Source organism: Arthrobacter sp. BC5, from assembly GCF_056680255.1.
On record NZ_CM155273.1, the window covers coordinates 3,245,882 to 3,271,826 of the forward strand.

Sequence of the window (25,945 nt, forward strand, 5' to 3'; positions counted from 1 at the left end):
GCGACGGCGGGTGGAGACGGACGACGGCGGGTGGAGACCTGCGTCGGCGGGTGGAGACCTGCGTCGACGGCTGGAGACCTGCGTCAGGGGGCGGCCACCCGCGTCAGCGCGTCGGGTCGTTGCCGCGTGAGAGCTGATCCCAGCTGTCGATCTCGTCGGCGTGGGCGCTGGCCCGGCTGCGGCCCCGTGCCGGCCCCCGGGTGCCGGGCTCGCCGGAGGGCGCGACGGCCGCCGGCGCATCATCGGTCGACGCGTCGCCGGACCCCGTGTCACGTGCAGCGGTCGTGCCGGCCGCTGTCGCGTCATCGGGCACCCTGCCCGTCGCATCCGGCAGGACCGGATCCCCGTTCCCTTCCGGGCCGGCGCCGGGAGCCACATCACCGGTCGACGGAGCGGGCGCTCCGGGCTGGAGGATCCCGGGCGCCGACCGGGCCGTGCGGGACGCCCCGGCGTCGTAGCGCCTGTTCACTCCCCAGGTCCTGCCGGCGAGGACCACCCAGACGGCCGAGAGGACCAGCAGGACCCCTGCCGTGACCGCGAGCCAGGGCATGGCACTCGCCGTCGCATCGGCTCCGGCCAGGCCGCTGACGCCGATGGCCGCGCCGATGGCGGGCTCGGCGGCGGTCGCGGGATCCAGTGCCACCGAGGCGCTGGACAGCGCGATCCCGATGCCGGAGAGCACCAGGATCCCGGCGATGACCCAGCGGGCCACGCGGCCCGCGATCGAGACGGCGAGGGCGGCGGCCAACGCGACGAGCGCGAACGCCGTCACGGGTGTCGCCGCGTCACTGCCGGGAACCCGGAGATCCGGTGTCTGGACGGCTTCCTGGGGCAGGCGCACGGTGAGCCACGTCTGCGTCGTGGACCCGAAGGCGAGCAGTGCCAGGACCACGATGCCCATCACCACGATGCCGCGCCGGGTGAACCGGCCGGGAGCGGGACGCCCGGTGGTGCTCACTGGGAGTCCGTCGTCGCGGGCCGCAGACCAGCCGCCGTCAGGGCTGCCCGGAGGGGAGCGGCCGCCTTGTTGACCGTCTCGAGGGCTTCCGCCTCGAGGACCGAGTCGGCGACGATCCCCCCGCCGGACTGCACGTAGGCCCTGCCTCCGCGCAGCAGCGCCGACCGGATGGCGATGGCCATGTCCATGTCCCCGGCGAAGTCCAGGTAGCCGACCACACCGCCGTAGATGCCGCGCCGGTGCGGCTCCACCTCGTCGATGAGGCGCAGCGCGCGGGGCTTCGGCGCGCCCGAGAGCGTTCCGGCGGGAAAGGTCGCCGCAAGGACGTCGTAGGCGCTCTTCGAGGGCGAGAGCCGGCCGACCACGGTGGACACGAGGTGCATGATGTGGCTGAACTTCTCCACTTCCATGAACTGCGTGACGTCGACGCTGCCGGGGGTGCAGACCTTCGAGAGGTCGTTCCGCGCGAGGTCGACGAGCATGAGGTGCTCGGCCTTCTCCTTCGTGTCCGCGCGGAGCTCGACGGCGAGGTCGCGGTCCTCCTCCGTGGTCCTGCCGCGAGGACGCGAACCCGCGATCGGATGCGTGATCACCTCGTCCCCCGTGACGGTGACGAGCGCTTCAGGGGAGCTGCCCACGATCGAGTAGGCCCGGCCTTCGGCGTCCTCGAGGCTGAACAGGTACATGTAGGGGCTCGGGTTGGTGGTGCGCAGGATGCGGTAGACATCGAGCGCGGAGGCGTCGCACTCGATCTCGAAGCGCCGGCTGATGACCACCTGGAAGACGTCGCCGTCGACGATGGCCCGTTTGCCGCGCTCGATGGCCCGCAGGTAGTCGGGCTCGAACCAGGAATCCCGGACCCGGTCCATCAACTCCTCGGCGGTCGGCGCGTCCTCGGCCATCACCGAGACGGCGAGTTCCGTCGGAGCGACGAGCTTCGCGAGCATCTGCCGGATGCGCGCGACGGCGTCGTGCCAGGCCTCGTCCACGCGCTCGTCGGTGCCGTCGAAGTTAATGGCGTTGGCGACCAGCGTGAGCGAGCCCTCGGAGTTGTCGTGGATGGCGAGGTCCGAGACGAGGCACATCGCGAGTTCGGGCAGGAGCAGGTCGTCCTCGGGCGGGCTCGTGAGCCGCTCCCAGTGGCGTACCGCTTCCCAGCCGACGAACCCGACCATCCCGGATGTGAACGGCGGGAGCTCCTCGAACCGTTCGGTCCGCAGCGCCTCGACCGTGAGGCGCAGGGCCTCGACCGGGTCTCCGCCCGAGGGTACGCCGGCGGGCGGTTCCCCCAGCCAGAAGGCCTCGCCGTCCCGGGTGGTGAGCGTGGCGCGCGAGGACGAGCCGATGAAGGAATAGCGCGACCAGACGCCGCCGACGGCAGCGGACTCCATGAGGAAGGTCCCGGGCTGGCCCGCTGCGAGCTTGCGGTAGATGCCGATCGGCGTGTGCGCGTCCGCGAGGACTTTCAGGTGCACGGGAACCACGCGGCGGGCCTTGGCCAGGTCGCGGAATTCCTTCAGGGTGGGGCTGATGGTGCCCAGCTGCTGCATCGGGTCAGGATCCTTCGGTCTCGGGGCGGCCGGCGGTCGCGGCGGGCAGCGTCCGTCCGTCGAAGCATGTACGCGTGCCGGTGTGGCATGCGGCGCCCTCCTGGTCCACGGTGACGAGCAGCGCGTCGCCGTCGCAGTCGAGGGCCACGCCCTTGACCCACTGGCGGTGGCCGGAAGTGTCCCCCTTGCGCCAGTACTCGGCACGCGACCGCGAGTAGAAGGTCACGCGCCCGCTGGTCAGTGTGCGCCGGAGGGCCTCCTCGTCCATCCAGCCGAGCATCAGGACCTCGCGCGTGTCGTACTGCTGCACGACGGCGGCGACCAGGCCGGCGTCGTCCTTCTTGAGGGCCGAGGCGATGGCGGGATCGAGGAGCCGGCCGGCTTCCCCGGTGGCGGCGTCGGCGGAGGTCTCGGGGTTCTTCTGGGGGGACGTGGTGGAAGGCATCACCTGTGATTCTAGTGCCGTCCACGGCGGGGCGCGGCGCGCCTGCCCCGCCCGCGCGGGACATGCTACTTTCAGCTGTGATGCACTACGTAGCCCCGTCCCGTGAGGTCCTGGCCGAGACGCTCTTGGCAGCCGGTCCCGACGCCCCCACTCTGTGTGAGGGGTGGCGGACGCGCGACCTGGCCGCGCATCTCTACCTGCGCGAGCACAGGCCCGCGCTCGGGCTCGGGATGGTCGTGAAAAAGCTCGCGGGGGTCACCGAGCGTGCCACGCGGGAGACGGCGGAGCGCGCTGCGTCCCCGGCCGGTTACGAGGCCTTGGTGAACCGCTTCCTGGCCGGACCGCCGTCGTTCTCGCCGATGCGCATCAGGTCGATCGACAGGAGCGCCAACCTCATCGAGTACTTCGTCCATACCGAGGACGTCCGACGCGCCACCACGCGCTGGGCGCCCAGGTCCCTCGACGAGGACTACGCCGGAGCGCTCTGGGAAGAACTCGTCAAGCGTGCGGCGATCCTCTACCGCGGCGTGGACCTCGGTATCGTGCTGGTGCGGCCCGACGGCCCGCGGCACGTGGCCAAGCGTGCACCGGTCTCGGTGGCGATCGTGGGCGATCCGGGCGAACTGCTGATGCACGCCCACGGGCGCCGCCGGCAGGCCCTGGTCACCTTCGAGGGCCAGCCCGACGCCGTCGCCCTGCTCGAGAGCGCCGACGTCGGCATCTGAGCGGCCCTCCGGACGTACTCTGTCCTCGGGGACGGCCTCCTGCGGCAGAACCCTCAGCGGACGGGGAAGCCCGCGTTCCGGATGGCGGTCTTCACCTGTGCGATCGCGTCCACCGGTCCGAAGTGGAAGACCGACGCCGCGAGTACCGCATCGGCACCGGCCTGCACGGCCGGCGGGAAGTGCTCCGGCCTGCCCGCCCCGCCCGAGGCGATGAGCGGCACGCCCACGGCGGCACGCACGGCGCGGATGAGTTCGAGGTCGAAGCCCTCCTTGGTCCCGTCCGCATCGATCGAGTTGAGCAGGATCTCGCCCACGCCCCGGTCCGCGGCCTCCCTGGCCCAGGCGACGGCGTCGATCCCGGTGCCCTTGCGGCCACCGTAGGTGGTCACCTCGAACCCCGACGGCGTGTCGGCATCGCGCGTCCGGCGTGCATCGAGGGAGAGGACGAGGACCTGGGCCCCGAAGTGCCGCGTGATCTCGTCGATCACGGACGGGCGCGCGACGGCGGCCGTGTTGATGGATGCCTTGTCCGCGCCGTAGCGGAGGAGGCGGTCGACGTCGGAGATCTCGCGCACGCCCCCGCCCACGGTCAGCGGGATGAACACCTCCTCCGCGGTCCGGGCGACGACGTCGAAGGTCGTCTCCCGGTTCCCGGAGGACGCGGTGACGTCGAGGAAGGTCAGTTCGTCCGCTCCCGCGCGGTCGTAGCGGTGCGCGAGTTCCACCGGATCCCCGGCGTCGCGCAGGTCCTCGAAGTTGACGCCCTTCACGACGCGCCCGGCGTCGACGTCCAGGCAGGGGATCACGCGGATGGCGACGGTCATGGCTGCCCCTCCCCTAGATCCGGCAGGCGTGGATGGTGCTGACGAGGATGGCGCGCGCACCGAGTTCGTACAGTTCGTCCATGACACGGTTGGTCTGGTTGCGCTTGACCATGGAGCGCACGGCCACCCAGTCGGAGTCGCGCAGCGGCGAGACGGTCGGGGACTCCAGACCCGGCGTCAGGGCCGCGGCCTCGTCGACGAGGTCCTTCCGGATGTCGTAGTCCATCATCACGTACTGGCGTGCCACGAGGACACCCTGGAGGCGCCGCAGCAGGACGTCGAGCCCGGCCGGGGCCTCGACGCCGGCCCGGCCGATCAGCACGGCCTCGCTCCGGAGGATGGGCTCGCCGAAGATCTCCATGCCCGCGGCGCGCAGCGTACTGCCGGTCTCGACGACGTCGGCGATCGCGTCGGCGACACCGAGGCGGACCGAGGATTCGACCGCGCCGTCGAGCCGGACCACGGCGGCCGTGATGCCCCGCTCGGCGAGGTAGTCCTTGAGGAGTCCCTCGTAGCTGGTGGCCAGGCGCTTGCCCTCGAGCTCCTCCGGCGAGGCGAAATCGCCCACGGGTCCGGCGAACCGGAAGGTGGACGCACCGAAGCCGAGCTGCATGAGCTCCACGGCCTCGACCTGCGCGTCGAGGAAGAGGTCGCGTCCGGTGAGGCCGACGTCGAGGGTTCCCGACCCGACGTACACCGCGATGTCACGGGGTCGGAGGAAGAAGAACTCGATCTCGTTCTCGGGATCGACCAGGACGAGCTCGCGGGAATCGCGGCGCTGGCGGTAGCCGGCCTCGGCGAGCATGGACGAGGCGGCCTCGGAGAGGGCGCCCTTGTTGGGGACTGCTACACGGAGCATGGGATGTCTTTCGCTGGAGGAGGGACGGGCAAGCAGGAGCCGCGGGCGGAGACGCCGGCGCGGCTACAGATGCTTGTAGACGTCCGCCAGGCTGAGTCCCTTGGCCAGCATGAGCACCTGCAGGTGGTAGAGCAGCTGCGAGATCTCCTCGGCCGCATCCTCGGTCGACTCGTACTCGGCAGCCATCCAGACCTCGGCGGCCTCCTCGACGACCTTCTTGCCGATGCCGTGGACGCCGGAATCGAGCTCCGCTACCGTCCGCGAACCGGCCGGCCGTTCGGCGGCCTTCGCGCTGAGTTCCTCGAACAGGGAATCAAAGGTTTTCACACCCCCTAGGTTATCGGCTCGCGGGCCTGTCCCGGCACCGGGCCCCCGTCCTGTGACGGACGCCTCCGCGGCCATCAGGCCCAGGACCGCAGGACGGCCGCGGTCGCCAGGGCCGCGGAGACGGCCTCGTGCCCCTTGTCCTCCGAGGAGCCGGGCAGTCCGGCGCGGTCGAGCCCCTGCTGCTCGGTGTCGCAGGTCAGCACGCCGAAGCCGACCGGCACGCCCGTGCGCACGCTGACGTCGGTGAGGCCCGACGTCGCCGCCTGGCAGACGTACTCGAAGTGCGGCGTGCCTCCCCGGATGACGACGCCGAGGGCTGCGACGGCGTCGACGTGCGGCGCGATGCGTGCGGCCGCGACGGGCAGTTCGAAGCTTCCCGGCACGCGGATCTCCGTCACGTCCGCTCCGGCCTCGGCCGCGGCGCGGCGTGCGCCGTCGAGCAGCCCGTCCATGATCTCCGTGTGCCAGCTGGCCGCGATGATCGCGAGGCGCAGGGGCGCGCCCTCCTGGCCTGTCAGTCCGCTGATGTCGATGCTGGGTGCTCCGTGACCGCTCATGGTTCTCCTTCGGTGGTGCTGTTTCGGTGGTGCTGTGGGGTGGGTGGTCGGGCGCCGTCAGGCGCCGGCGGGGTCCGTCCGGACGGCGCGCTCCCGCGGTTCGTCCTCCTGCCCTTCGTCGCGTCCGCGGACGAAGGCGACGAGGTCCTCGATCGAGACGAGCGGTATGCGGTGCTCGTCGGCGAAGCGGCGCAGCGCGGGCAGGCGCATCATGCCGCCGTCGTCGTGCACCAGTTCGGCGATGACGGCCGCGGGGCTCTTTCCTGCGAGGACGCTCAGCTCGACTCCCGCTTCCGTGTGCCCGGGGCGTTCGCGGACGCCGCCGGGAGCAGCGCGCAGCGGGAAGACATGCCCCGGCCGCGTGAGGTCCGCCGCCACGCTGGACCGATCGGCGAGGACCCTGGCGGTGCGGGCCCGGTCCGCGGCACTGATGCCCGTGCTGACGCCGGCCGCCGCATCGCAGGACACCGTGTAGGCGGTGCCCTTGGAGTCCTCGTTCACCGCGGTCATCGGCGGCAGGAGGAGGCGGTCGGCGTCGTCGGCCCGCAGCGGCACACAGAGGACACCGGAGGTCCAGCGAACCGTCCAGCCGACCAGTTCCGGCGTCGCGTCCTCGGCTGCGAAGACGATGTCGCCCTCGTTCTCGCGGTCCTCGTCATCGACGACGACGACGGCGCGGCCGGCGGAGATCGCCGCGATGGCGTCGGTGACCGGGTCGAGCAGGATCGCCCCGCTGCCCGTCACTGTGCTCCCCCGACGCCGGCGGCCCGGGCGTCCGCGGCGGCGAACCCGAGGAGGCGTTCGGCGTACTTGGCGAGCACGTCCATCTCGAGGTTGACCGGATCGCCCAGGGCCTTGGCGCCGAGGCCGGTCTCCTTGAGGGTGGTCGGGATGAGTCCCACCTCGAACCACTGCTCCGGTTCGTCGGGCGTGCTGACGGCCGTGACGGTCAGCGAGACACCGTCGATCGCCACGGAGCCCTTCTCCGCGGCATAACGTCCCAGCCTGGCGGGCAGCCCGAAGCGGAGCCGGTGCCATGCGCCGAGGTCCTCACGCTCGAGGAGAACGCCGATGCCGTCCACGTGGCCCTGCACCACGTGGCCGTCGAGGCGTCCACCCGCAGGCACGCACCGCTCGAGGTTGACGGGTGCGCCGGGCTGCAGCGCACCCGTGGTGGTGCGGCGGAGGGTCTCACCCATGACATCGACGCCGACACGCCCGGCGTCGAGGGTGACGGCCGTCAGGCACACCCCGTTGACGGCGATCGAGGCACCCGGCGTGAGGTCCCTGCCGGTCTCCGGCGCTTCGAAGACGAGCAGGCCGCTCTCGCCGTCCGCCGTGAGCTCGAGTGAGACCACGCTGCCCTGCTCGGACACGATTCCTGTGAACACTGGTACTTCCTTCGGGTGGTGGCTTGCGGGTGGAAGAGGATCAGGAGAGCGGCGGCGGACGCAGGTGCAGCCGGACGTCCTCGCCGAGCTGGCGGACGCCTGGTCCGCCGGCGTCGTCGAGCACCCACCGGCCGGCATCGGCGAGGGTCCCGACGCCGAGATCCGGAAAGGCGGGTGCGCCGTCGCCGAGGATCAGCGGCGCGACGTAGCTGAACAGCTCGTCGACGACACCGGCCCGGAGGAACGCGGAGGCGATCCGCGGGCCTCCCTCGACGAGGAGGTGGCGGACTCCCCTGCGGTGGAGCTCCTCGAGGACCTCGTCCACGTCCCGGCTCTGCAGCTGGATGAAGCCCTCTCCCCTGACGGCGGCGCCGTCGGGCACGGGGGTCTCACCCATGACGACCCGGAGACCTCCCGCTCCGGGGGCCTCCCCGCCGGCGCTTCGCGCGGTGAGCTGCGGATCGTCGGTGAGGACCGTGCCGGTGCCCACCAGGACGGCGTCGGCGAGGGCGCGGATCCGGTGCCCGTCCGCGCGCGCTTCGGCGCCGGTGATCCACTGGCTGGAGCCGTCCGACGCCGCGACACGGCCGTCGAGGGACTGCGCGGACTTCAGGGTCACGAAGGGTCGCCGACCGAGGACGGCTGCGCTCCAGCGCTCGTTGAGCTCCTGCGAGCGGGCGGCCTCGTGTCCGCCCAGGCAGTCGATGCCGGCGTCACGGAGCCTTCGGCCGCCTCCGGCAGCGGCACCGTTGACGTCGTCCGCGGCGTAGACCACGCGTGCCACGCCGGCCTCGATCAGGGCACCGCTGCAGGGCCCGGTCCGGCCGGTGTGATCGCACGGCTCGAGGGTGACCACCATCGTGGCGCCGCGCGGGTCGTTGCCCCGCCGGCGGGCGTCCGCGAGGGCGGCCGGCTCGGCGTGCGCAGTGCCCGCACCGCGGTGGTATCCCTCGCCGAGGACTACGCCGCCGGCGGAGAGGACGACGGCCCCCACCAGGGGGTTCGCTCCCCGCACGCCCCTCGCGGCGAGGTCCAGGGCGCGCAGCATGGCGGCTGATTCGGCCGCGGTGGTCCCGGGCGTCGTCGTGCTCATCGCAGCGTCGGATCCGGCAGGAGGGTCTCGATGCCGGGCTTGGCCGTGCGCTGGGCGCGGGCCCACACGAAGAAACCGATGAGGGTGAATGCACCGTAGAACACGTACATGAAGGCGCTGGCGTAGTAGCCGGCGCTGAAGAGCAGGGGTACCCCGACGATGTCGACGGCGACCCAGACGAGCCAGAACTCGACCCAGCCCTTGGCCATGCCGTAGGTGGCGAGCAGGGATCCGACGAAGGTCCAGGCGTCGGCCCAGACGGGCTCGTAGGAGCCGAGGGCGCGGAAGAGCGGGGTCAGCGCGAAGGTGCCGACGATCAGGAAGGCGACCATGCCGAAGCGGGCCCTCGTGCCGGCCCACTGCGGCGTCACGGCCTGCCCGTCGCGGTGGCGGCTGGCCTGCCACTGACGCCATCCGTAGATCGAGACGGCGATGAACATGACCTGGCGCCCGGCCTGTCCGAGCAGGTTGGCGGCGCTCGCAGCCCCGAAGACGGATCCGAGGAAGACCGTCAGGAGCAGGAGGTTGCCGAGGATCCCGACCGGCCAGGCCCAGACGCGACGGCGCATGCCGCCGAGGGCGCTGAGGAGGCCGAACACGTTCCCCACCACTTCACGCAGCAGGAGGGAACCGCTACCCACCGGGATGCGGGCTTCGAAGAGCCACTGCAGAAAATCCATGCCGATCCTTCACCGATACGACGGCTCCGGGCGATGGCAGCAGGAGGGACGCTCCGTGGCGGGCGGAGCCGCGACGGGTGCCGGCGCCCGTCGCGGGCAGCGGCCAGTCCCTGCTGTTCGTGCTTCTCCCATCCAGACTTTGACTGTCGGTCCCGGAATTCCACCGGCTCAACCGTCGCGGTCCCGCGGGTGCGGGACCCCTGACGGGTCGCGGACTATGACCGCCGGTTCGGACTTACACCGACCCCGGAGCACGTACTGACCCGATTATTTCACAGCGCGCCCACGCCCTCGGCCGATACGTCACAATTCGTCCGACAGCGATCGGCGACGGCGCATCCAGGGTTCGCGCCGGGACGGCACCGACGCGGAGGGACGGGACCCTCCGTGAGGAGTGCCCCGTCCCTCCGGGCCGGCATCAGGGCATGGGGAGCGCCGCTCAGCCCTCGGCCTTCGGCCTGGCGTCGACGCCGGCCTCCTTGCGCTGCTGGGCCGTGATCGGTGCGGGTGCTGCCGTCAGCGGGTCGTAGCCGCCACCGGACTTCGGGAAGGCGATGACGTCGCGGATCGAATCCGCTCCCGCGAGCAGGGAGACGACGCGGTCCCAGCCGAGTGCGATGCCGCCGTGCGGCGGCGCGCCGTACTTGAAGCCCTCGAGCAGGAAGCCGAACTTCTCCTGGGCTTCCTCCGCGCTCAGGCCCATGACCGCGAAGACACGCTCCTGGATGTCGCGCTGGTGGATACGGATCGATCCCCCGCCGAGTTCGTTGCCGTTGCAGACGATGTCGTAGGCGTAGGCCAGGGCGTTCTCCGGGTCGGTGTCGAACGTGTCGAGGAACTCGGGCTTCGGGGACGTGAAGGCGTGGTGGACGGCTGTCCACGCGCCTCCGCCGACGGCGACGTCGCCCGCGGCCACCGCGGCCGACGCCGGCTCGAACATGGGGGCGTCGACGACCCACACGAAGGCCCAGTCGCCCTCCTTGATGAGGCCCGTGCGCCGTCCGATCTCCACCCGGGCCGCGCCGAGGATGGCGCGCGACGACGAGCGGTCGCCCGCCGCGAAGAAGATGCAGTCGCCGGGCTCGGCGCCCGTTGCAGCCGCGAGGCCGTCCCGTTCCGCGTCCGTCAGGTTCTTCGCGACCGGGCCGCGGAGGCTGCCGTCGGCGTCGATCAGCACGTAGGCAAGGCCCTTGGCGCCGCGCTGCTTGGCCCATTCCTGCCAGGCGTCCAGCTGGCGGCGCGGCTGGGCAGCGCCGCCGGGCATGACGACCGCTCCGACGTAGGGCGCCTTGAAGACACCGAACTCCGTGTCCCGGAAGAAATCGGTCAGCTCCGTCAGCTCGAGCCCGAACCGGAGGTCGGGCTTGTCCGAGCCGTACTTCGCCATCGCCTCGGCGTAGGTCATGCGGCGGATGGGCAGGGGGATCTCGACGTCGATGAGCTTCCACAGCGATGACACCAGCTGCTCGCCGAGGGCGATGATGTCGTCCTCCTCCACGAAGCTCGCCTCGATGTCGAGCTGCGTGAACTCCGGCTGCCGGTCGGCGCGGAAGTCCTCGTCCCGGTAGCAGCGGGCGATCTGGTAGTACTTCTCGAACCCGCCGACCTGCAGGAGCTGCTTGAACAGCTGGGGCGACTGCGGCAGGGCGTACCAGGAGCCGGGCGCGAGGCGCGCCGGCACGAGGAAGTCGCGGGCACCCTCGGGGGTGGAACGGGTCAGCGTCGGGGTCTCGATCTCCACGAAACCGTCCGCGTGCAGGAGCTCGCGCGCCACCCGGCTGGCCTCGGAGCGCAGGCGGAGGTTCGCCTGCGGGCCCGGACGGCGGAGGTCCAGGTACCGGTGGCGCAGTCGCGCCTCCTCACCCACCTCGACGTGCTCGTCGATCTGGAACGGGAGCGGCTCGGACGTGTTGAGGATCCTCACGGTGTCGGCGATGACCTCGATGGCCCCCGTGGGAAGTGCGGGGTTCTCGTTCCCCTCGGGCCGCTGCTGCACCGTGCCGACGATCTGCAGGACGTATTCGTTGCGCAGGCTGGAGAAGACGTCCTCCTCGCGCACCACGACCTGGGCGAATCCCGACGCGTCGCGGAGATCGAGGAAGGCCACCCCGCCGTGGTCCCGGCGGCGGGCGACCCACCCCGCCAGGGTGACCGATTGTCCTACGTGCTCGGGCCGAAGGGAGCCGAGTTCATGCGTGCGGAGCACAGCATTCCTTCCCACAGATGTGTCAGATGAGTCGCAGGCGTCGTGAGTACCTGCCTAGAGTTGCTTCAAGCCCGACCAACTTTACCGGTCCCGGTCCGGACGCCCGGACAGGAACCCGGAGGGTCGTGTCGTCCCGCGTCCACCGTCCGGCCGCTGCTACCGATCCCCGAGGAGGACCATGTCCGAGCAACCGGCGCTCCGCCGCATCCTGGGCGGTTTCGACGCCACCACCGTGGGGATCGGCGCCATGATCGGAGCCGGCGCCTTCGTGGTCTTCGCCCCGGCCGGCGCGGCCGCGGGAGCGCTCCTGCCCCTCGCCGTCGTGATCGCCGGCTTCGTCGCCTACTGCAACGCCTCGGCGACGGCCTCCCTCGCCGTGCGGTACCCCTCGAGCGGAGGCACCTATGTCTATGGACGCGAACAGCTCGGGCACTGGCCCGGATTCCTCGCCGGCTGGAGCTTCGTCACCGGCAAGGCGGCGTCCTGCGCGGCGATGGCCCTGGTCTTCGGCCTGTACGCGGCCCCGGGCGCCGAGAAGGCCGCAGCGGTGGCCGCCGTCGTGGGGCTCACGGTCGTGAACCTCCTCGGCGTGACCCGCACGGCCCTCGCCACGCGTGTGATCGTCTCGCTCGTGGTCCCGGTCCTGGCCTTCGTGGTCGTCGTCGGCTTCTCGTCGCCCGCGGCCCCGTCGCCAACCGCTGGGCCGGCCGGGATCACAGGCGTGCTGCAGGCCTCCGCGCTGATGTTCTTCGCGTTCGCCGGCTACGCCCGGATCGCCACGATGGGCGAGGAGGTCCGGAATCCGCGCCGGAACATCCCCGCGGCCATCCTCGGCGCCCTCGGCTTCACACTGCTGCTGTACCTGCTCCTGGCGCTCTCGCTCCTGCACGCCCTCGGACCCGAGGCGCTCGCGGGCGCTACAGCACCGCTCCGGGACGTCATCGACGTCGGCGTCCCCGGGGAAGGCTCCATGGGTCGGGGTGGAGCCGTGGTCACCATCGCTGCAGCACTCGCCAGCCTCGGGGCCCTCCTCGCGCTCATCGCGGGGGTGGGCCGCACGAGCCTCGCCATGGCGCGCCAGGGCGACCTGCCGCGCGCTCTCGCGCGCATCTCTGCGCGCTACTCCGTGCCCTGGGTCGCCGACGTCGCGACAGCCGCCGTCGTCGTCGGCCTCCTGCTCACCACCGATGTGCTGACGGTGGTCGGGTTCTCCAGCTTCGGCGTCCTGGTCTACTACGCGGTCGCCAACATCGCCGCCTTCACGCTCGCCGAACGGCAGTGGTACGCCCCGCGCTGGTTGAACGTGCTCGGCGCGGCAGGGTGCCTGCTGCTCGCCTTCACCCTCCCGGCGGTTTCGGTCGCCTCGATGCTCGGCGTCCTCGCAGCGGGCGCCGCTGCCCGGGGCGTGGTGCTCGCCCGGCGCCGCCGGGCGGCCTGACCGCGCCAGGCGTCTTCGCCACGGACCAGAGCACCGGGGACGGGACCGTCAGGCGGAGGCGACCACCGGGCGGAGGTCCTCGGCCGGGGGCGACCACGAGGCGGGGTCGGCGGGCACCTGGTCGCCGGAGCGGATGTCCTTGACCTCGTGCGAGCCCTCGGGCGAGGTGAACCACACGAAGGGGATGCCGCGCCGGTCCGCGAACTTGATCTGCTTGCCGAACTTCTCTGCGGTCGCCGCGACCTCCACGGAGATGCCGCGGTTCCTCAGCGCAGCGGCGACGTCCTGCGCCTGCGACCACGAGTCGTCGTCGGCGAGCGTCACGAGGACGGCCGTGGGTACCTTCCGGGACACCGTGGCGAAGCCCTGACTGAGGATGCGCGAGACGATCCGTGTGACCCCGATGGACAGCCCGACGCCGGGGAAGGTGCGGTTGCCCTTGCGCGCGAGGGAGTCGTAGCGGCCGCCGGAACAGATCGATCCGAGCCCCTCGTGTCCGTCGAGCACCGTCTCGTAGACCGTTCCCGTGTAGTAGTCGAGTCCGCGGGCGATGCTCAGGTCCGCGACCACACGCCCGGGCGCCCGCCGGGACGCCTCGCCGACGACCTGCCGGAGCTCCTCGAGGCCTTCTTCGAGGAGATCGTTCGTGACGCCGAGGGCCCGCACGCGGTCGACGAACGAGGTGTCCGGCGTACGGATGCCCGCGAGGTCGAGGGCGAGCCGGACCTGGTGGTCGTCGGCGCCGACCTCGTCGCGGAGCAGGGCGCCCACCTTCTCGGGGCCGATCTTCTCGAGCTTGTCGATGCTGCGCAGGACAGCCGCGGTGTCCTCGAGACCGATGCCGCGGTAGAAGCCCTCGGCGAGCTTCCGGTTGTTGACGCGCAGCGTGAACTCCGGGATCGGTAGGGCGCCGAGGGCCTCGACCACCGCGAGGGCGAGTTCGACGTCGTACCGGAACGGCAGGACACCGTCGCCGACGACGTCGATGTCCGCCTGGGTGAACTCGCGCGCCCGGCCCTCCTGGGGCCGTTCACCGCGCCAGCATTTCTGGATCTGGAACCTGCGGAAGGGGAAGGCGAGGTGGCCGGCGTTCTCGACGACGTAGCGTGCGAAGGGCACCGTCAGGTCGTAGTGCAGCGCGAGGCCGCCTTCGGAGGCGGACGCCTCCTCTGCCTGCAGGCGGGAGACGGCGTAGACCTCCTTGTCGATCTCGCCCTTGCGGAGGAGCTGGTCCACCGTCTCGACCGCGCGGGTCTCGATGCTGGAGAAGCCGTGGAGCTCGAACGTCCGCTGCAGCACCTCGAGGACATGGAGCTCGATCAGGCGCTCCTCCGGTAGCCATTCGGGAAAGCCGGACAGTGATGCCTTGCGGGCCATGGGGTTGGTCTCCTCCTGCGCTGGGTGCCGTCATCGCCGCCCGATGGGGAGAGCGGCCCGGTTCTGCGGCCTCAATCCTAGGTCCCGCGGGAGGTTCCCGGGAAAAGGCGCCGTACCGACGGGACGGCGCCCGTCCAGCGGAAGGCCCGGCATTCGCTCCCCGGCGCGGATCAGGGGGCTGATGGGTAAAGTAGCCTCAGGGCAGGGACCGCGGTGTCCCGGTGATCGGTGGTACTGGTGAAGGTCGTCCACGGCTCTGCCGCCACGAGCCGATCGGCCGGACCGATAGACTCCTAGACCCTGCATGAAATGGCCCCGGCGTTGCTCACGGCCATCCGACGAGCGAAAGACTTCTAGCGGTGACAGACAGTCAGCAATCCGACGAAACGACCATCGACCAGGACACGCAGCAGGACGCCGTGTCAGCCGATGGAGCCGGCACCTTCCCGTCCGCAGCCGACGGCGCCGGTCCCGGCACCCTCCCGTCCGCAGCCGACGGCACGCATGAGACCGGCACGGACGGAACGGGCGCGGACGCGCCGGAACCGACGGCGTCGCCGGAGCCTCCTGCCGACGAGGCGGCGGCGGCGGACGCCGCAGGTACCGCCGAGGCCGAGGCGTCGGCGCCCGGCGAGGAAGAATCAGCCGCCGCGCCCGCCGAGGCGGACCAGCTGCCGGTACCCCTCGCTGACGGACCCGCGCCACTGAGCACCCCGTCGCCGACCGTGGCCGCCCCACGACCGCCGCTGCCTACCGCCATGGCGCCGCGGCCGCTCAAGAAGGCCGCCCAGCCCCTGGCCGCTCCCACTGCACACAGCACGTCCCTCGAGGTGGCCGCCCACTTCGCCCGGGTGGAGGAGGACGGCCATGTCTTCCTGCTCGTCGCCGGTGAGGAGCACCCGGTCGGCCAGTACCCCGACGCCACGCGCGACGAGGCCCTGGCCTACTTCGTGCGCAAGTACGACGACGTCGTGAGCCAGGTCGCGCTGCTGGAGCAGCGTGTCGAGGCGAAGGCGCCGTCCTCGGACATGGCCAAGACGGCCAAGCACCTGCGCGCCCAGGTCGGCGAACGCAAGATGGTCGGCGACGTCCTCGCCCTCGAGGCCCGGATCGATGCCCTTCTCGACGCCGTCAAGGGCCTCGAGAAGGCCGAGCGTGCCGTGCAGGACGAACTGAAGGCGAAGGAACTCGCGGCTCGCGAGGCGATCGTGGCGGAGGCCGAGGAGCTCGCCGGCCGTGATCCCTCGACCGTGCAGTGGAAGGCCAGCAGTACCCGCATGAACGAGCTCTTCGAGCTCTGGAAGGCGGCCCAAAAGAACGGGCCGCGGCTCGGCCGAGGCACGGAGGACGCCCTCTGGAAGCGCTTCCGGTCCGCGCGCACCGTGTTCGACCGCCACCGCCGGGCATACTTCTCCCAGCTCGACAGCGACAACGCGGAGGCGAAGCAGGCCAAGGAGGCGCTCATCGCCCGGGCCGAGCAGCTCGCGGCGTCGACGGACTGGGGTCCGACGGCGGCCGAGTACCGGCGCCTGATGGACGAGTGGAAGGCGTCGAAGCGCGCCAGCCGCAAGGACGATGACGCCCTCTGGGCCCGGTTCCGTGCGGCGCAGGACCGCTTCTTCGAGGCTCGCAAGTCGGCCAACGAGGCCGTCGACGAGGAGTACGCCGGCAATCTCGCCGCCAAGGAGGCTCTCCTCAAGGAGGCCCAGCAGATCCTGCCGATCAGGGACCTCGCCGCGGCCAAGAAGGCGCTGCAGTCCGTCCGGGACCGATGGGACGAGGCCGGCAAGGTCCCCCGCGCCGACATGGGCCGCATCGACGGCGGCCTGCGTCAGGTCGAGGACGCGGTCAAGGCTGCGGACGACGAGAACTGGACGAAGACGAACCCCGAGACGAAGGCACGCACGAACAGCGCGCTGAGCCAGCTCGAGGCGACGATCGCCCAGCTCAAGGAGGACCTCGCGGACGCCGAACGCGCGGGGAACGCCAAGAAGATCGCTTCAGCGAAGGAAGCCCTCGCGGCGCGCGAACAATGGCTCGAGATGCTGCAGAGGTCCGCGCAGGACTTCTCCTGACAGCAGGCCGCCACGGGCGGCACCCGGGCCCTCCGGCACCGTTGTCCACATCGGCCGCCGGAGGGCTTTTCCGTGGCCGGCACGATGGGATGCTGGGGCAATGCCTCCCCTGGACAGCGCCCATGCCGCAGCCCCTCCCGAACGCATCGTCGGCGGGGCGCGGAATCCCGTGACATCCACGGGCGGCGCTCTGTTCCATGCGGGCGAGATCTTCACCTCGGCCGAGCTCCAGGCCATGCGGCTCGACGGGCTAGTGCACCTGGTCATCGGCGATTCCTACCTCCGCAGCGACTTCCGGGAGGATCCCGCGACGAGGTCGCAGGCCGCCGCCCGCAGCGTCCCCTCCTCCATCCGCCCGCGGGTCGCGCTGGGACGCTCCTGCGCGGCCTGGATCTACGGCTGCGCCCGGCCACCCGTGCTGATCAGCCTCGTGACGGACCACCGCCGGCGCACCACGGCCCTGCCGCCCTTCACGCCCGCCGTCATGCACCAGGTGGCGCTGGGCCCGTTCGACGTCAACCTGGTGGGTGGCGTGTCCGTGACGACCCCGCTCCGGACGGCACTGGACATCGCGGTCCACGGAGAGGACGGCGACGCCGTCGCCATCCTCCGCGCGATCGGCCGGGCGGCGGAGCTCGGCTGCCCGCTGCGGCTCGTCGAAGCAGCGCTCATGAACACCTCGCGCGTGCCGGGCAAGACGCGTGCACTGACGCGGCTGCGCACGGCACAGCAGCCGGGAGGCAGGACGTGACCGCGCGGCGTGTCAGGGGCTCGCCTCAGGGGCGGCGCTGGGAGCCCGTGGTCCGGTAGACGTCGAACACGCCGTCGATCCGGCGGACGGCGCTGAGGATGTGGTTCAGGTACTTCGGGTCACCCATCTCGAACGCGAACCGTGACATCGCAACGCGGTCCGAGGAGGTGTTCACATTGGCCGCCAGGATGTTCACGTGGTTCTCGGCGAGCACGCTCGTCACGTCCGAGAGGAGGCTCTTGCGGTCGAGGGCCTCCACCTGGATCTCCACGAGGAACACGCTCGACTGCGTCGGGGCCCAGTCCACGGGGACGATCCGGTCCGGCTGGTCTCGCAGCTCCTGCACGTTGCGGCAGTCGCTCCGGTGCACGGAGACGCCCGAGCCGCGCGTCACGAACCCGATGATCGGATCCGGTGGCACCGGCGTGCAGCAGCGGGCCAGCTTGACCCAGACATCACCGACGCCGCGGACCGTGACGCCCGAGTCGGAGAACTTGGGGCGGCGCGGCTGGGTAGCCACGGCCGTCTCCGCGATGTTCTCCTCGGCGCCCTCGTGGCCGCCCATGAGCGCCACGAGGTGCTCGATGACGTTCTGCGCGGACGTGTGGCCGTCTCCTACCGCAGCGTAGAGGGCCGAGATGTCCTGGTGGCGGAGTTCCTGGGCGACGGTCAGCAGCGCACTGTGCGTCATCATGCGCTGCAGGGGCAGGTTCTGCTTGCGCATCGCGCGCGTCAGCAGCTCCTTGCCCTTGTCGATCGCCTCCTCGCGGCGCTCCTTCGTGAACCACTGGCGGATCTTGTTACGGGCACGGGGGGACTTGACGAAGCCCTGCCAGTCCTGGCTGGGTCCGGCACCCTCGGCCTTGGAGGTGAAGATCTCCACCCAGTCACCGTGGTTGAGCTCGCTGTTGAGCGGCACGAGTTTGCCGTTGACCCTCGCACCGATGGTCCTGTGGCCCACCTCGGTGTGCACGGCGTAGGCGAAGTCCACCGGCGTGGAACCCGCCGGCAGTGCCATGACCTCGCCCTTGGGCGTGAAGACGAAGACCTCGCGCGCGTTGATCTCGAACCGCAGGGAGTCGAGGAACTCGTCAGGGTCGGAGGTCTCCTGCTGCCAGTCCACGAGGCTCCGCAGCCAGCCCATGTCCCCGTTGTCGGAGGCCTCGAGCTGCCTGCCGCCGTTCTTGTACTTCCAGTGCGCGGCGACACCGTACTCGGCGCGGCGGTGCATGTCGTGCGTCCGGATCTGGATCTCCACCGGCTTCCCGCCCGGGCCGATCACCGTGGTGTGCAGCGACTGGTACATGTTGAACTTCGGCATGGCGATGTAGTCCTTGAACCGCCCCGGCAGGGGGTTCCACCGCGAATGCAGCGAACCGAGGGTCGCGTAGCAGTCACGCACACTGTCCACCAGCACGCGCACACCCATCAGGTCATGGATGTCGTCGAAGTCCTTACCCCGCACGATCATCTTCTGGTAGATGGAGTAGTAGTGCTTCGGGCGCCCCGTGATCGTCGCCTTGATCTTCACGGCGCGCAGGTCCTCTTCGATCTGGTTGCGGACCAGGCTGAGGTGCTTCTCGCGTTCCGGGGTCCTGTCCCCCACCATCCGCACGATCTCCTCGTACACCTTGGGATGCAGGGCCGCGAAGGACAGGTCCTCGAGCTCCCACTTGATGGTGTTCATGCCCAGCCGGTGCGCGAGGGGCGCGAAGATCTCGAGGGTCTCCCGCGCCTTCTTCGCCGAGGACGCAGGCGAGACGAAGCGCCACGTGCGGGCGTTGTGGAGGCGGTCTGCCAGTTTGATGACGAGCACGCGGATGTCCTTGGCCATCGCGACAACCATCTTGCGGACGGTCTCGGCCTGCGCCGCGTCCCCGAAGGACACCTTGTCGAGCTTCGTGACGCCGTCCACGAGCATTGCGACCTCGGGGCCGAAGTCACGCTTCAACTCCTCGAGCGTGTACGAGGTGTCCTCGACGGTGTCGTGGAGGAGTGCCGCGGCGAGGGTCGTGCCCGTCATGCCCAGCTCGGCGAGGATGGTGGCGACGGCCACGGGGTGCGTGATGTACGGATCGCCGCTCTTGCGCGTCTGGCCCTCGTGGCTCCGCTCGGCCACGAGGTAGGCACGCTGGATGAGGTCGAGGTCTTCCTTGGGGTTGTTCACCCGTACCGTGCGGAGCAGTGGCTCCAGGACCGGGGAGTAGCCGGATGAGCCACGGCCCGTGAGGCGGGCGATACGGGCCCGCGTCCGGCCGCGCCGTCCGGGGGCCACCTGGTCGGCGCTCGTCGCCGACGGCGCGGAGGTCGGCGAAGCAGGTTGCACGAGTCCGCGGGACGGAGCCGGCCGCGGCGCACCGCCGGTGAACGGACGGGACGCGCCCGGCGCCTCGGCACCCTGGTCGTCCCCGGTCCGTACCGCGGGATTCACCGCTTCAGCCATGTACAGTCCCTCAATCTCGATCCCGGAACCCGAAAGGATTCAAGATGCCACAGGTAGCGCGACAACTCCAATTCTAGCCGCGCCGCGAACAGCTCAGCCGCAGGAGGCCCGGAGGGCTTCCTGCGGCTGAAGGGCGGCGCCGGTGTCCTCGCGCCGGACGGACCCGGCTGTCAGGCGGACGCCGCTTCGAGCGCTCGCCGGTCCAGGACCTTCTTCTCCTGCTTCTTCAGGTCCGGCTCATTGAGCCGCAGCGCCGCATACAAAGGCGCGGCGATGAAGATGGTGCCGAGGGTGCCCAGGATGATGCCGATGAACAGGGCCAGCGAGAGATCCTGCAGCGTGCCCGCTCCGAGCAGGAACGCACCGATGAACAGGATCGAGGCGACCGGCAGGATCGCCACCACCGACGTGTTGATCGACCGCACGAGCGTCTGGTTCACGGCGAGGTTCACCTGCTCCGCGAACGTCCGCCTGGTCGTGGTGGTGATGTCCGCCGTATTCTCACGGATCTTGTCGAAGACCACCACGGTGTCGTACAGCGCGTAGCTGAGGATCGTCAGGAATCCGATGATCGCCGACGGCGTGACCTCGAATCCGCTGAGCGAGTACAAACCTGCGGTGACCACCATGACGACGACGAGCGCGGCCATCGCCGCGAGGGACATCTTCCAGGTACGGAAGTAGATGGCCATCAGGATCGCGGCCAGGAGGACGAACACACCGAACCCGATCAGGGCCTGACGGCTCACGTCCTCCCCCCACGTCGGCCCGACGAAGCTCGAGGTCACCTGGTCCTCGCCCACTCCGTACCCGCTGATGAGGTTGTCACGCACGTTGAGTGTCTGGTCGTCCGACAACCGCTCCGTCTGCACGCGCATGGTGTCGCCGGCGATGTTGGTGACCCGCGGAACGGCGTCGGGCACGACGTCGGTCACTGCCGCCTCGCCGATCGCCACATCCGTGTTCTCGGTGGCGGAGACCGTGAACTCCGATCCGCCGCGGAAGTCGATACCGAGGTTAAAGCCGCCCTTGACCACCGGGATGATGATCGAGACCAGGAGGGCGATGCCCGCGATGAGGAACCAGAGGTTCCGCTTCTGGACGAAGGGGTAGGAGCGCTTCCCCGAGTACAGCTCGTTGCCGAACGTGGCAAAGCTTGTGCGGCTCATTCGTTGTTCTCCTTCTCGGAAGAACCGGCGCGCCCTACGGCGGAGGAACCGGTGCGCCCGGCGAGGGCCTTCTGCTGCTCCGCGCGGCGGCGCTCGGCGATGGTCAGACGCCGCTCGGCTTCCGCCGTCGCGCCCTTGTTCTTGGCCCGCGTGATGGCAACGGGCTTCTCGACCGGCTCGCGCAGTCTTCCGGCTCCGCGGTAGAGCGGAATGCCGCCGAGACGGCTCGGGTCGAGCCCGGACCACGGATGGCCTTCGCCGAAGAACTTCGTCTTCGCCAGCAGCCTGAGCACGGGGTGCGTGAACAGGAAGACGACCACGAGGTCGGCGATGGCGGTCAGGCCGAGCGTGAACGCGAAGCCCCGGACGTTGCCGACGGCGACGAAGTAGAGGACGAGTGCGGCCAGGAGGTTCACGGCCTTGGAGGCGAGCACGGTGCGCTTGGCGCGGCGCCAGCCGTTCTCCACGGCCGAGATGAGGCCGCGCCCGTCACGCAGTTCATCGCGGATGCGTTCGAAGTAGACGATGAACGAGTCCGCCGTCTGGCCGATGGCGACGATGAGGCCTGCCACGCCCGCGAGCGAGAGGCGGTAGTTCTCCGTCCAGCCGAGGATGCAGATGGCGAGGTAGGTCAGGATCCCGGCGACCACCAGCGAGGCGATCGTCACCAGGCCCAGCAGGCGGTACTGGAACATCGAGTACACGGCGACCAGCAGGAGCCCGATGAGCCCGGCGATCAGGCCGAGCCGCAGCTGGTCCGCACCGAGGGTCGCCGAGATCTGCTGCTCGCTCTGGATCTCGAAGCTGATCGGCAGCGCACCGTACTTCAGCTGCTCCGACAGCGCCGCGGCCGACTCCTCCGTGAAGTTGCCGCTGATCTGGGGGTTGCCGTCGGCGATGACCGCGTTCGTGGTCGGCGCCGAGACGATCCTGCCGTCCAGCACGATGGCGAACTGGTTGCGAGGATCGCCGGTCCCGATCGCGTAGAGGCGCTCGGTCACCTCGCGGAAAGTCTCGGTGCCCTCGTCGTTGAAGTCGATGTTGACGGCCCAGGTGTTCAGCGCCTGGCCCTGCGGGCTGCGCTGCAGCCCGTAGCTCGCCGTCGAGATGTCCGTACCCGGGACCTCGACGGGTCCGAGGATGTACTTGCCCTGCGTGTCGGGCTCACAGGCGACCATCGGCTGGTCGGCCGGTGCAGGTTCCTCGGCAGGCTCGAGAGCAGCCGGATCGAGGCAGTCCAGGGCTTCGAACTGCTTGTACAGCTCGGGCGTGATCCAGTTCGGATCGCTGGCGTCCTGCGGCTCGGCGGCCGGCTTCGGCAGCTGGTCCTCCGGTGTCGGGGTGGTCGCCGCGGCTGCCTGGCCGGGCCCGCCGGCGAGGACCGGACGGAATTCCATCTGCGCCGAGGCCTGGATGAGGTCACGCGTCTGCGCGTCCGGCGTACCGGGCAGCGAGACGATGACGTTCTGGCCCGACTGCGTGTTGATCTCGGCTTCGGCGACACCGGAGCCGTCGACGCGCTGGCGGATGATCTCCACGGCCTGGTCGAGCTGTTCGGGGGTGATCTCGCTGCCGCCCTGGACCCTGGGAGCCAGGATCATCTGGGTTCCGCCCTCGAGGTCGAGGGCCAACCGGGGGCTCCAGCTCGCGGTGCTCCAGTAGGAGCCCGCCCCCAGCAGGATCGCGAGCAGTGCTGTCAATGCGCCCAGCCAGACTAGTGTCCGCTTGGCTGCCGTCCCGGGACCGGTACGAGGCATGGTGGGTGTCCTTATTCAATGGCTGTTCAGGTGCGCTGCCCGGGTGCGGGCGGATCGTAGGGCTCGGCCGAGCGGCAGCGCCCTACGGAATGCTAGTTCTCCGGGTTCGCTTTGGGGTCGTGGGAGCCGCGCGCGTCGCGGTTTTCCCGCGACGCCTCCCGGTTCAGCCGCTCCAGGGTCTCTTCCGGGCTCTCGACGCCCGAGGTGGTGCTCGAGGATCCCGCCGCGGTGGACCCTGCGGCGGGAGTGCGGTCGGCGCCGTCGATGGAGGAGACGTCGTCCGGCACCGTGGTGCCGTGGTGGGCGTCGGCGTCCAGGCGCGTAGCGGCGTCGTCCTCGGTATCAGCGGCGACGACGGGTTCCTGCTGGATGACCTTGGAGAGGGCCTGCGTGTGGACGGTCGCCAGGTTGCCGGGCGACAGTTCGAGCACTGCCTTGTTGTTCTCCTGGTCGATCGAGACGATCGTCCCGAAGAGTCCGAACTGCGTCATGACCTCGGTGCCCGGTTCCATGTTCGTCCGCATCTCCTTCACCTGCTGCTGCGCCTTCCGCTGCCGCCGGAACATGGTGAAGATCAGGAAGGCCAGCGCCAGCGGCAGAAGGAGGGAGAAGATATCGAAGCCCGGAGCTTCTCCGGACGCGGGCTGGGCGACTACATGTGCAAGCACTGGAAATTCCGTTCCTGGGAATGGGGCTGGGACTGGATGTGGGCGGCAGGACTGTGCCCCGGCACACATCGGAAGACTCCAGTGTAAAGGGGAAAGCTGGGCGTTCCCGCGTCAGGAGTCCGGCTGCGCCCAGCTGTCAAGGCCCGCTTCGGCGCCCAGCAGGTCCTCGGGTGCCACGGAGAAGAGGTCCTCGGGCATGGCCGCGGCGACGTTCTGGGGCATCTCGATGCCGAGGTGCTTCCACGCCGCCGCCGTCGCGATCCTTCCGCGCGGGGTCCGCCCGAGCATGCCCTCGCGGACCAGGTAGGGCTCGGCGACGGTCTCGACGGTCTCCGGTTCCTCCCCGACGGCGATCGCCAGCGTGGACAGACCGACGGGCCCGCCGTTGAACTTGGTGATGAGTGCGGTGAGCACGGAACGGTCCAGCCGGTCGAGGCCGCGGGCGTCCACCTCGTACATGTCGAGGGCCGCACTCGCGGACCGGGCGTCGATGAGGTCGATTCCGTGCACGAGCGCCCAGTCCCGGACGCGCCGCAGCAATCGGTTGGCGATACGGGGGGTGCCGCGTGAGCGGCCGGCGATCTCGGCGAAGGCGGCAGAGTTGACCTTCATGTCCATGAGCATGGCCGAGCGGCGGAGCACCAGTTCGAGCTCCCCGGTGGAATAGAACTCGAGGTGTCCGGTGAACCCGAACCGGTCCCGCAGCGGACCGGGCAGCAGGCCCGCGCGCGTCGTCGCTCCGACCAGCGTGAAGGGCGGCAGTTCCAGGGGGATCGCGGTGGCGCCGGGGCCCTTGCCGACGATGATGTCGACGCGGAAGTCCTCCATCGCCATGTAGAGCATCTCCTCGGCGGGCCGGGACATGCGGTGGATCTCGTCGAGGAACAGCACCTCGCCCTCGGTCAGGGAGGAGAGGATCGCCGCGAGGTCACCGGCGTGCTGGATGGCGGGGCCGGACGTGATGCGCAGCGGCGCGTTCATCTCCGCCGCGATGATCATGGCCAGCGTCGTCTTCCCGAGGCCCGGAGGACCGGACAGCAGGACGTGGTCGGCACTGCGTCCGCGCAGCCGAGAGGCCTCCAGCACGAGCGACAGTTGCCGCCGCACACGCTTCTGGCCCACGAAGTCGTCGAGGTTCTTCGGCCGGAGGGCTGCTTCCACCGCACGGTCCTCGGGATCGGCGGACGGGGCGACGAGCGGCGCCTCCTCGGGCTGCCCGTCCGTCATGATCCGACCCTCGTGCGGGCCGAGCTGCGGGCGCCGTCCTGGCCGAGCCGGCGCAGCGTGAGCTTGAGGATCTGGCCGACGTCGCCCGTGGCGGCGACCTCGGGCGCCTCGGCCACAGCGGCGTCGATGGCCGCGCCGGCGTCCTTCTCGGACCAGCCGAGGCCCATCATCGCCGTGAGTACCTGGCCCTGCCAGGTCTGCTTCGACACACCCGGCTTCGCCTCGAGCGGCACGAGCTTCCCGGCGAGCTCCAGCACGATCCGGCGCGCACCCTTCGGTCCGATGCCGGGCACCTTGCTGAAGGCCTTGTCGTCCCCCGAGGACGCCGCGACGCGGATGGCGTCGGGCGCGTGGACGGCCAGGACCGCGAGGGCCAGGCGGGGGCCCACCCCGCTGACCGCCAGGAGGGTCTCGAAGACCTCGCGCTGGTCCGCGTCCTCGAACCCGAAGAGCGTCATGGAGTCCTCACGGACGATCATGGCGGTGGCGACCGTTGCCTGCTCGCCCAGCCGGAGGCCGGCGAGGGTCTGCGGCGTCGCCTGCACCTGCATGCCGAAGCCGTTGACGTCGATAACGGCGGAGTGCAGGCCCACGTGGGTCACTGTTCCGCGCAGTGAACTGATCATGAAGGGCTCCAAGGGCACGTGCGGGAAGGGACGACCGGGCGGTCACCCGGTGTCGAACATACGTTCTATTGATCAACGGTACCGGCTCCCTCGGTCAGGAGCGAGGCGCCACACCGCGAACGGCCCGGCGTGACCGGTCGGCGCGGCGTGCGGAGGACCTCGCCATCACCCGTGCCCGGCGCTACCGGCGTCGGGCACGGGCCTCGGCCTCGGCCCAGATCCGCTGGGCCGGCGTGACGGAGCCGCCTGCGGCAGCGGCCGCTCCCTGCAGTCCCACTCCCCTGCGCCAGGCATGGGTGATCGCGAGGGCCAGGGCGTCGGCGGCGTCGGCGGGTCGAGGCGCCGTCTCCAGGCGCAGGATCTTCGTGACCATCTTCGTGACCGCGACCTTGTCCGCCTGCCCGTTGCCCGTGACGGCGGCCTTGACCTCGGTCGGCGTGTGGAGCGCTACTGGGATGCCACGGCGCGCGGCGGCCACGATGACGACCCCGGACGCCTGCGCGGTTCCCATGACGGTACTGATGTTGGTCCCGCTGAACACGCGCTCGACGGCGAGGGCCTGCGGTCTGTGCAGGTCCAGCCACGAGTCGACGGCCTCCGAGATGACCAGGAGCCGCTCGTCGAGGCTCCTGCCCGCCTCCGTCCCGACCACGCCGACGGCGACGAGCGTCGAGCGCCGGTTCGGCTCGATGTCGACGACGGCGAGCCCGCAGCGCGTCAGTCCCGGATCGACGCCCATCACGCGGTAGGTCACGGTGCTACCCGTTCCGGGCCGGCGACGAGGGCGTGGAGCGGTGCG

Annotated in this window: 24 protein-coding genes and 1 riboswitch; of the genes, 4 read left to right on the forward strand and 20 right to left on the reverse strand. The window is 70.5% G+C overall.

Annotated features, from left to right (window positions below; genetic code table 11):
• Positions 1-103: 103 nt before the first annotated feature.
• Genes AC1MFI_RS15275 through hisI form a run of 3 tightly spaced genes read right to left on the reverse strand, consistent with a single transcriptional unit; the run spans position 104 to position 2,953 of the window.
• Complete coding sequence (locus AC1MFI_RS15275) at positions 104-958, reverse strand: Trp biosynthesis-associated membrane protein (protein WP_479817917.1); 855 nt, start codon at positions 956-958, stop codon at positions 104-106.
• On the reverse strand, positions 955-2,508 hold the full coding sequence (locus tag AC1MFI_RS15280; RefSeq protein WP_479817918.1) for an anthranilate synthase component I: 1,554 nt from the start codon (positions 2,506-2,508) through the stop codon (positions 955-957). Before AC1MFI_RS15280 ends, AC1MFI_RS15275 begins: the two co-directional genes overlap by 4 nt.
• Positions 2,509-2,512: 4 nt before the next feature.
• Positions 2,513-2,953, reverse strand: a complete 441-nt coding sequence (hisI, locus tag AC1MFI_RS15285; protein ID WP_479817919.1) for a phosphoribosyl-AMP cyclohydrolase — start codon at positions 2,951-2,953, stop codon at positions 2,513-2,515.
• 80 nt (positions 2,954-3,033) lie between these two features.
• Between hisI and AC1MFI_RS15290 the strand changes: the two genes are divergently transcribed.
• A complete protein-coding gene (locus AC1MFI_RS15290; protein WP_479817920.1) occupies positions 3,034-3,678 on the forward strand; it encodes a TIGR03085 family metal-binding protein in 645 nt (214 codons plus the stop codon).
• Positions 3,679-3,731: 53 nt separating this feature from the next.
• Here AC1MFI_RS15290 and hisF read toward each other — a convergent pair whose 3' ends face one another.
• The 9 genes from hisF to aspS all read right to left on the reverse strand — a co-directional run bounded on the left by hisF (position 3,732) and on the right by aspS (position 11,615).
• The gene (gene hisF / locus AC1MFI_RS15295) at positions 3,732-4,502 is read right to left on the reverse strand and encodes an imidazole glycerol phosphate synthase subunit HisF (protein ID WP_479817922.1); all 771 of its coding nucleotides are present in this window, start codon (positions 4,500-4,502) and stop codon (positions 3,732-3,734) included.
• Positions 4,503-4,515: 13 nt separating this feature from the next.
• Positions 4,516-5,361 (reverse strand): ATP phosphoribosyltransferase, encoded by an 846-nt coding sequence (gene hisG, locus AC1MFI_RS15300; RefSeq protein WP_479817923.1) that lies wholly within the window; start codon positions 5,359-5,361, stop codon positions 4,516-4,518.
• A gap of 63 nt (positions 5,362-5,424) precedes the next feature.
• On the reverse strand, positions 5,425-5,688 hold the full coding sequence (locus AC1MFI_RS15305; protein ID WP_479817924.1) for a phosphoribosyl-ATP diphosphatase: 264 nt from the start codon (positions 5,686-5,688) through the stop codon (positions 5,425-5,427).
• 74 nt (positions 5,689-5,762) lie between these two features.
• The gene (gene ribH / locus AC1MFI_RS15310; RefSeq protein WP_400484165.1) at positions 5,763-6,245 is read right to left on the reverse strand and encodes a 6,7-dimethyl-8-ribityllumazine synthase; all 483 of its coding nucleotides are present in this window, start codon (positions 6,243-6,245) and stop codon (positions 5,763-5,765) included.
• A 57-nt stretch (positions 6,246-6,302) separates the two neighbouring features.
• Positions 6,303-6,989 carry a 3,4-dihydroxy-2-butanone-4-phosphate synthase gene (gene ribB, locus AC1MFI_RS15315; RefSeq protein WP_479817925.1) on the reverse strand — a complete coding sequence of 229 codons (687 nt, stop codon included), beginning with the start codon at positions 6,987-6,989 and terminating at the stop codon, positions 6,303-6,305.
• Positions 6,986-7,636 (reverse strand): riboflavin synthase, encoded by a 651-nt coding sequence (locus tag AC1MFI_RS15320; RefSeq protein ID WP_479817926.1) that lies wholly within the window; start codon positions 7,634-7,636, stop codon positions 6,986-6,988. Before AC1MFI_RS15320 ends, ribB begins: the two co-directional genes overlap by 4 nt.
• Positions 7,637-7,676: 40 nt before the next feature.
• On the reverse strand, positions 7,677-8,729 hold the full coding sequence (gene ribD / locus AC1MFI_RS15325) for a bifunctional diaminohydroxyphosphoribosylaminopyrimidine deaminase/5-amino-6-(5-phosphoribosylamino)uracil reductase RibD (RefSeq protein ID WP_479817928.1): 1,053 nt from the start codon (positions 8,727-8,729) through the stop codon (positions 7,677-7,679).
• A complete protein-coding gene (pnuC, locus tag AC1MFI_RS15330) occupies positions 8,726-9,409 on the reverse strand; it encodes a nicotinamide riboside transporter PnuC (protein WP_479817929.1) in 684 nt (227 codons plus the stop codon). Before pnuC ends, ribD begins: the two co-directional genes overlap by 4 nt.
• Positions 9,410-9,525: 116 nt before the next feature.
• A riboswitch (FMN riboswitch) is annotated at positions 9,526-9,667 on the reverse strand.
• A 181-nt stretch (positions 9,668-9,848) separates the two neighbouring features.
• Positions 9,849-11,615: an aspartate--tRNA ligase gene (gene aspS, locus AC1MFI_RS15335; protein WP_479817930.1), complete on the reverse strand. Its 1,767-nt coding sequence runs from the start codon at positions 11,613-11,615 to the stop codon at positions 9,849-9,851.
• Between the two features lie 178 nt (positions 11,616-11,793).
• Between aspS and AC1MFI_RS15340 the strand changes: the two genes are divergently transcribed.
• Positions 11,794-13,053: an APC family permease gene (locus AC1MFI_RS15340; RefSeq protein ID WP_479817931.1), complete on the forward strand. Its 1,260-nt coding sequence runs from the start codon at positions 11,794-11,796 to the stop codon at positions 13,051-13,053.
• 48 nt (positions 13,054-13,101) lie between these two features.
• Here the strand turns inward: AC1MFI_RS15340 and hisS are convergent, their stop codons facing one another.
• Positions 13,102-14,430, reverse strand: coding sequence for a histidine--tRNA ligase (gene hisS, locus AC1MFI_RS15345; RefSeq protein WP_479817932.1), 1,329 nt, complete (start codon positions 14,428-14,430; stop codon positions 13,102-13,104).
• Between the two features lie 359 nt (positions 14,431-14,789).
• On the opposite strand from hisS, the gene AC1MFI_RS15350 reads away from it, so the two are divergent.
• Positions 14,790-16,505 (forward strand): DUF349 domain-containing protein, encoded by a 1,716-nt coding sequence (locus AC1MFI_RS15350; protein WP_479817933.1) that lies wholly within the window; start codon positions 14,790-14,792, stop codon positions 16,503-16,505.
• 100 nt (positions 16,506-16,605) lie between these two features.
• Positions 16,606-17,256 (forward strand): hypothetical protein, encoded by a 651-nt coding sequence (locus AC1MFI_RS15355; RefSeq protein WP_479817934.1) that lies wholly within the window; start codon positions 16,606-16,608, stop codon positions 17,254-17,256.
• A gap of 25 nt (positions 17,257-17,281) precedes the next feature.
• On the opposite strand, the gene AC1MFI_RS15360 is transcribed toward AC1MFI_RS15355, so the two are convergent.
• The 7 genes from AC1MFI_RS15360 to ruvC all read right to left on the reverse strand — a co-directional run bounded on the left by AC1MFI_RS15360 (position 17,282) and on the right by ruvC (position 25,900).
• On the reverse strand, positions 17,282-19,699 hold the full coding sequence (locus tag AC1MFI_RS15360) for a RelA/SpoT family protein (protein WP_479817935.1): 2,418 nt from the start codon (positions 19,697-19,699) through the stop codon (positions 17,282-17,284).
• Between the two features lie 170 nt (positions 19,700-19,869).
• Entirely contained in the window at positions 19,870-20,868 is a 999-nt protein-coding gene (secF, locus tag AC1MFI_RS15365) for a protein translocase subunit SecF (RefSeq protein ID WP_479817936.1), read from the reverse strand.
• Positions 20,865-22,625 carry a protein translocase subunit SecD gene (gene secD, locus AC1MFI_RS15370; protein WP_479817938.1) on the reverse strand — a complete coding sequence of 587 codons (1,761 nt, stop codon included), beginning with the start codon at positions 22,623-22,625 and terminating at the stop codon, positions 20,865-20,867. The genes secF and secD overlap by 4 nt, the downstream gene beginning before the upstream one ends.
• A 92-nt stretch (positions 22,626-22,717) precedes the next feature.
• Positions 22,718-23,293: a preprotein translocase subunit YajC gene (gene yajC, locus AC1MFI_RS15375; RefSeq protein WP_479817939.1), complete on the reverse strand. Its 576-nt coding sequence runs from the start codon at positions 23,291-23,293 to the stop codon at positions 22,718-22,720.
• A gap of 111 nt (positions 23,294-23,404) precedes the next feature.
• Positions 23,405-24,520 carry a Holliday junction branch migration DNA helicase RuvB gene (gene ruvB, locus AC1MFI_RS15380; RefSeq protein ID WP_479817940.1) on the reverse strand — a complete coding sequence of 372 codons (1,116 nt, stop codon included), beginning with the start codon at positions 24,518-24,520 and terminating at the stop codon, positions 23,405-23,407.
• Positions 24,517-25,146, reverse strand: coding sequence for a Holliday junction branch migration protein RuvA (gene ruvA / locus AC1MFI_RS15385; protein ID WP_479817942.1), 630 nt, complete (start codon positions 25,144-25,146; stop codon positions 24,517-24,519). Before ruvA ends, ruvB begins: the two co-directional genes overlap by 4 nt.
• Positions 25,147-25,327: 181 nt before the next feature.
• The gene (gene ruvC, locus AC1MFI_RS15390) at positions 25,328-25,900 is read right to left on the reverse strand and encodes a crossover junction endodeoxyribonuclease RuvC (RefSeq protein WP_479817944.1); all 573 of its coding nucleotides are present in this window, start codon (positions 25,898-25,900) and stop codon (positions 25,328-25,330) included.
• Between the last annotated feature and the right edge of the window lie 45 nt (positions 25,901-25,945).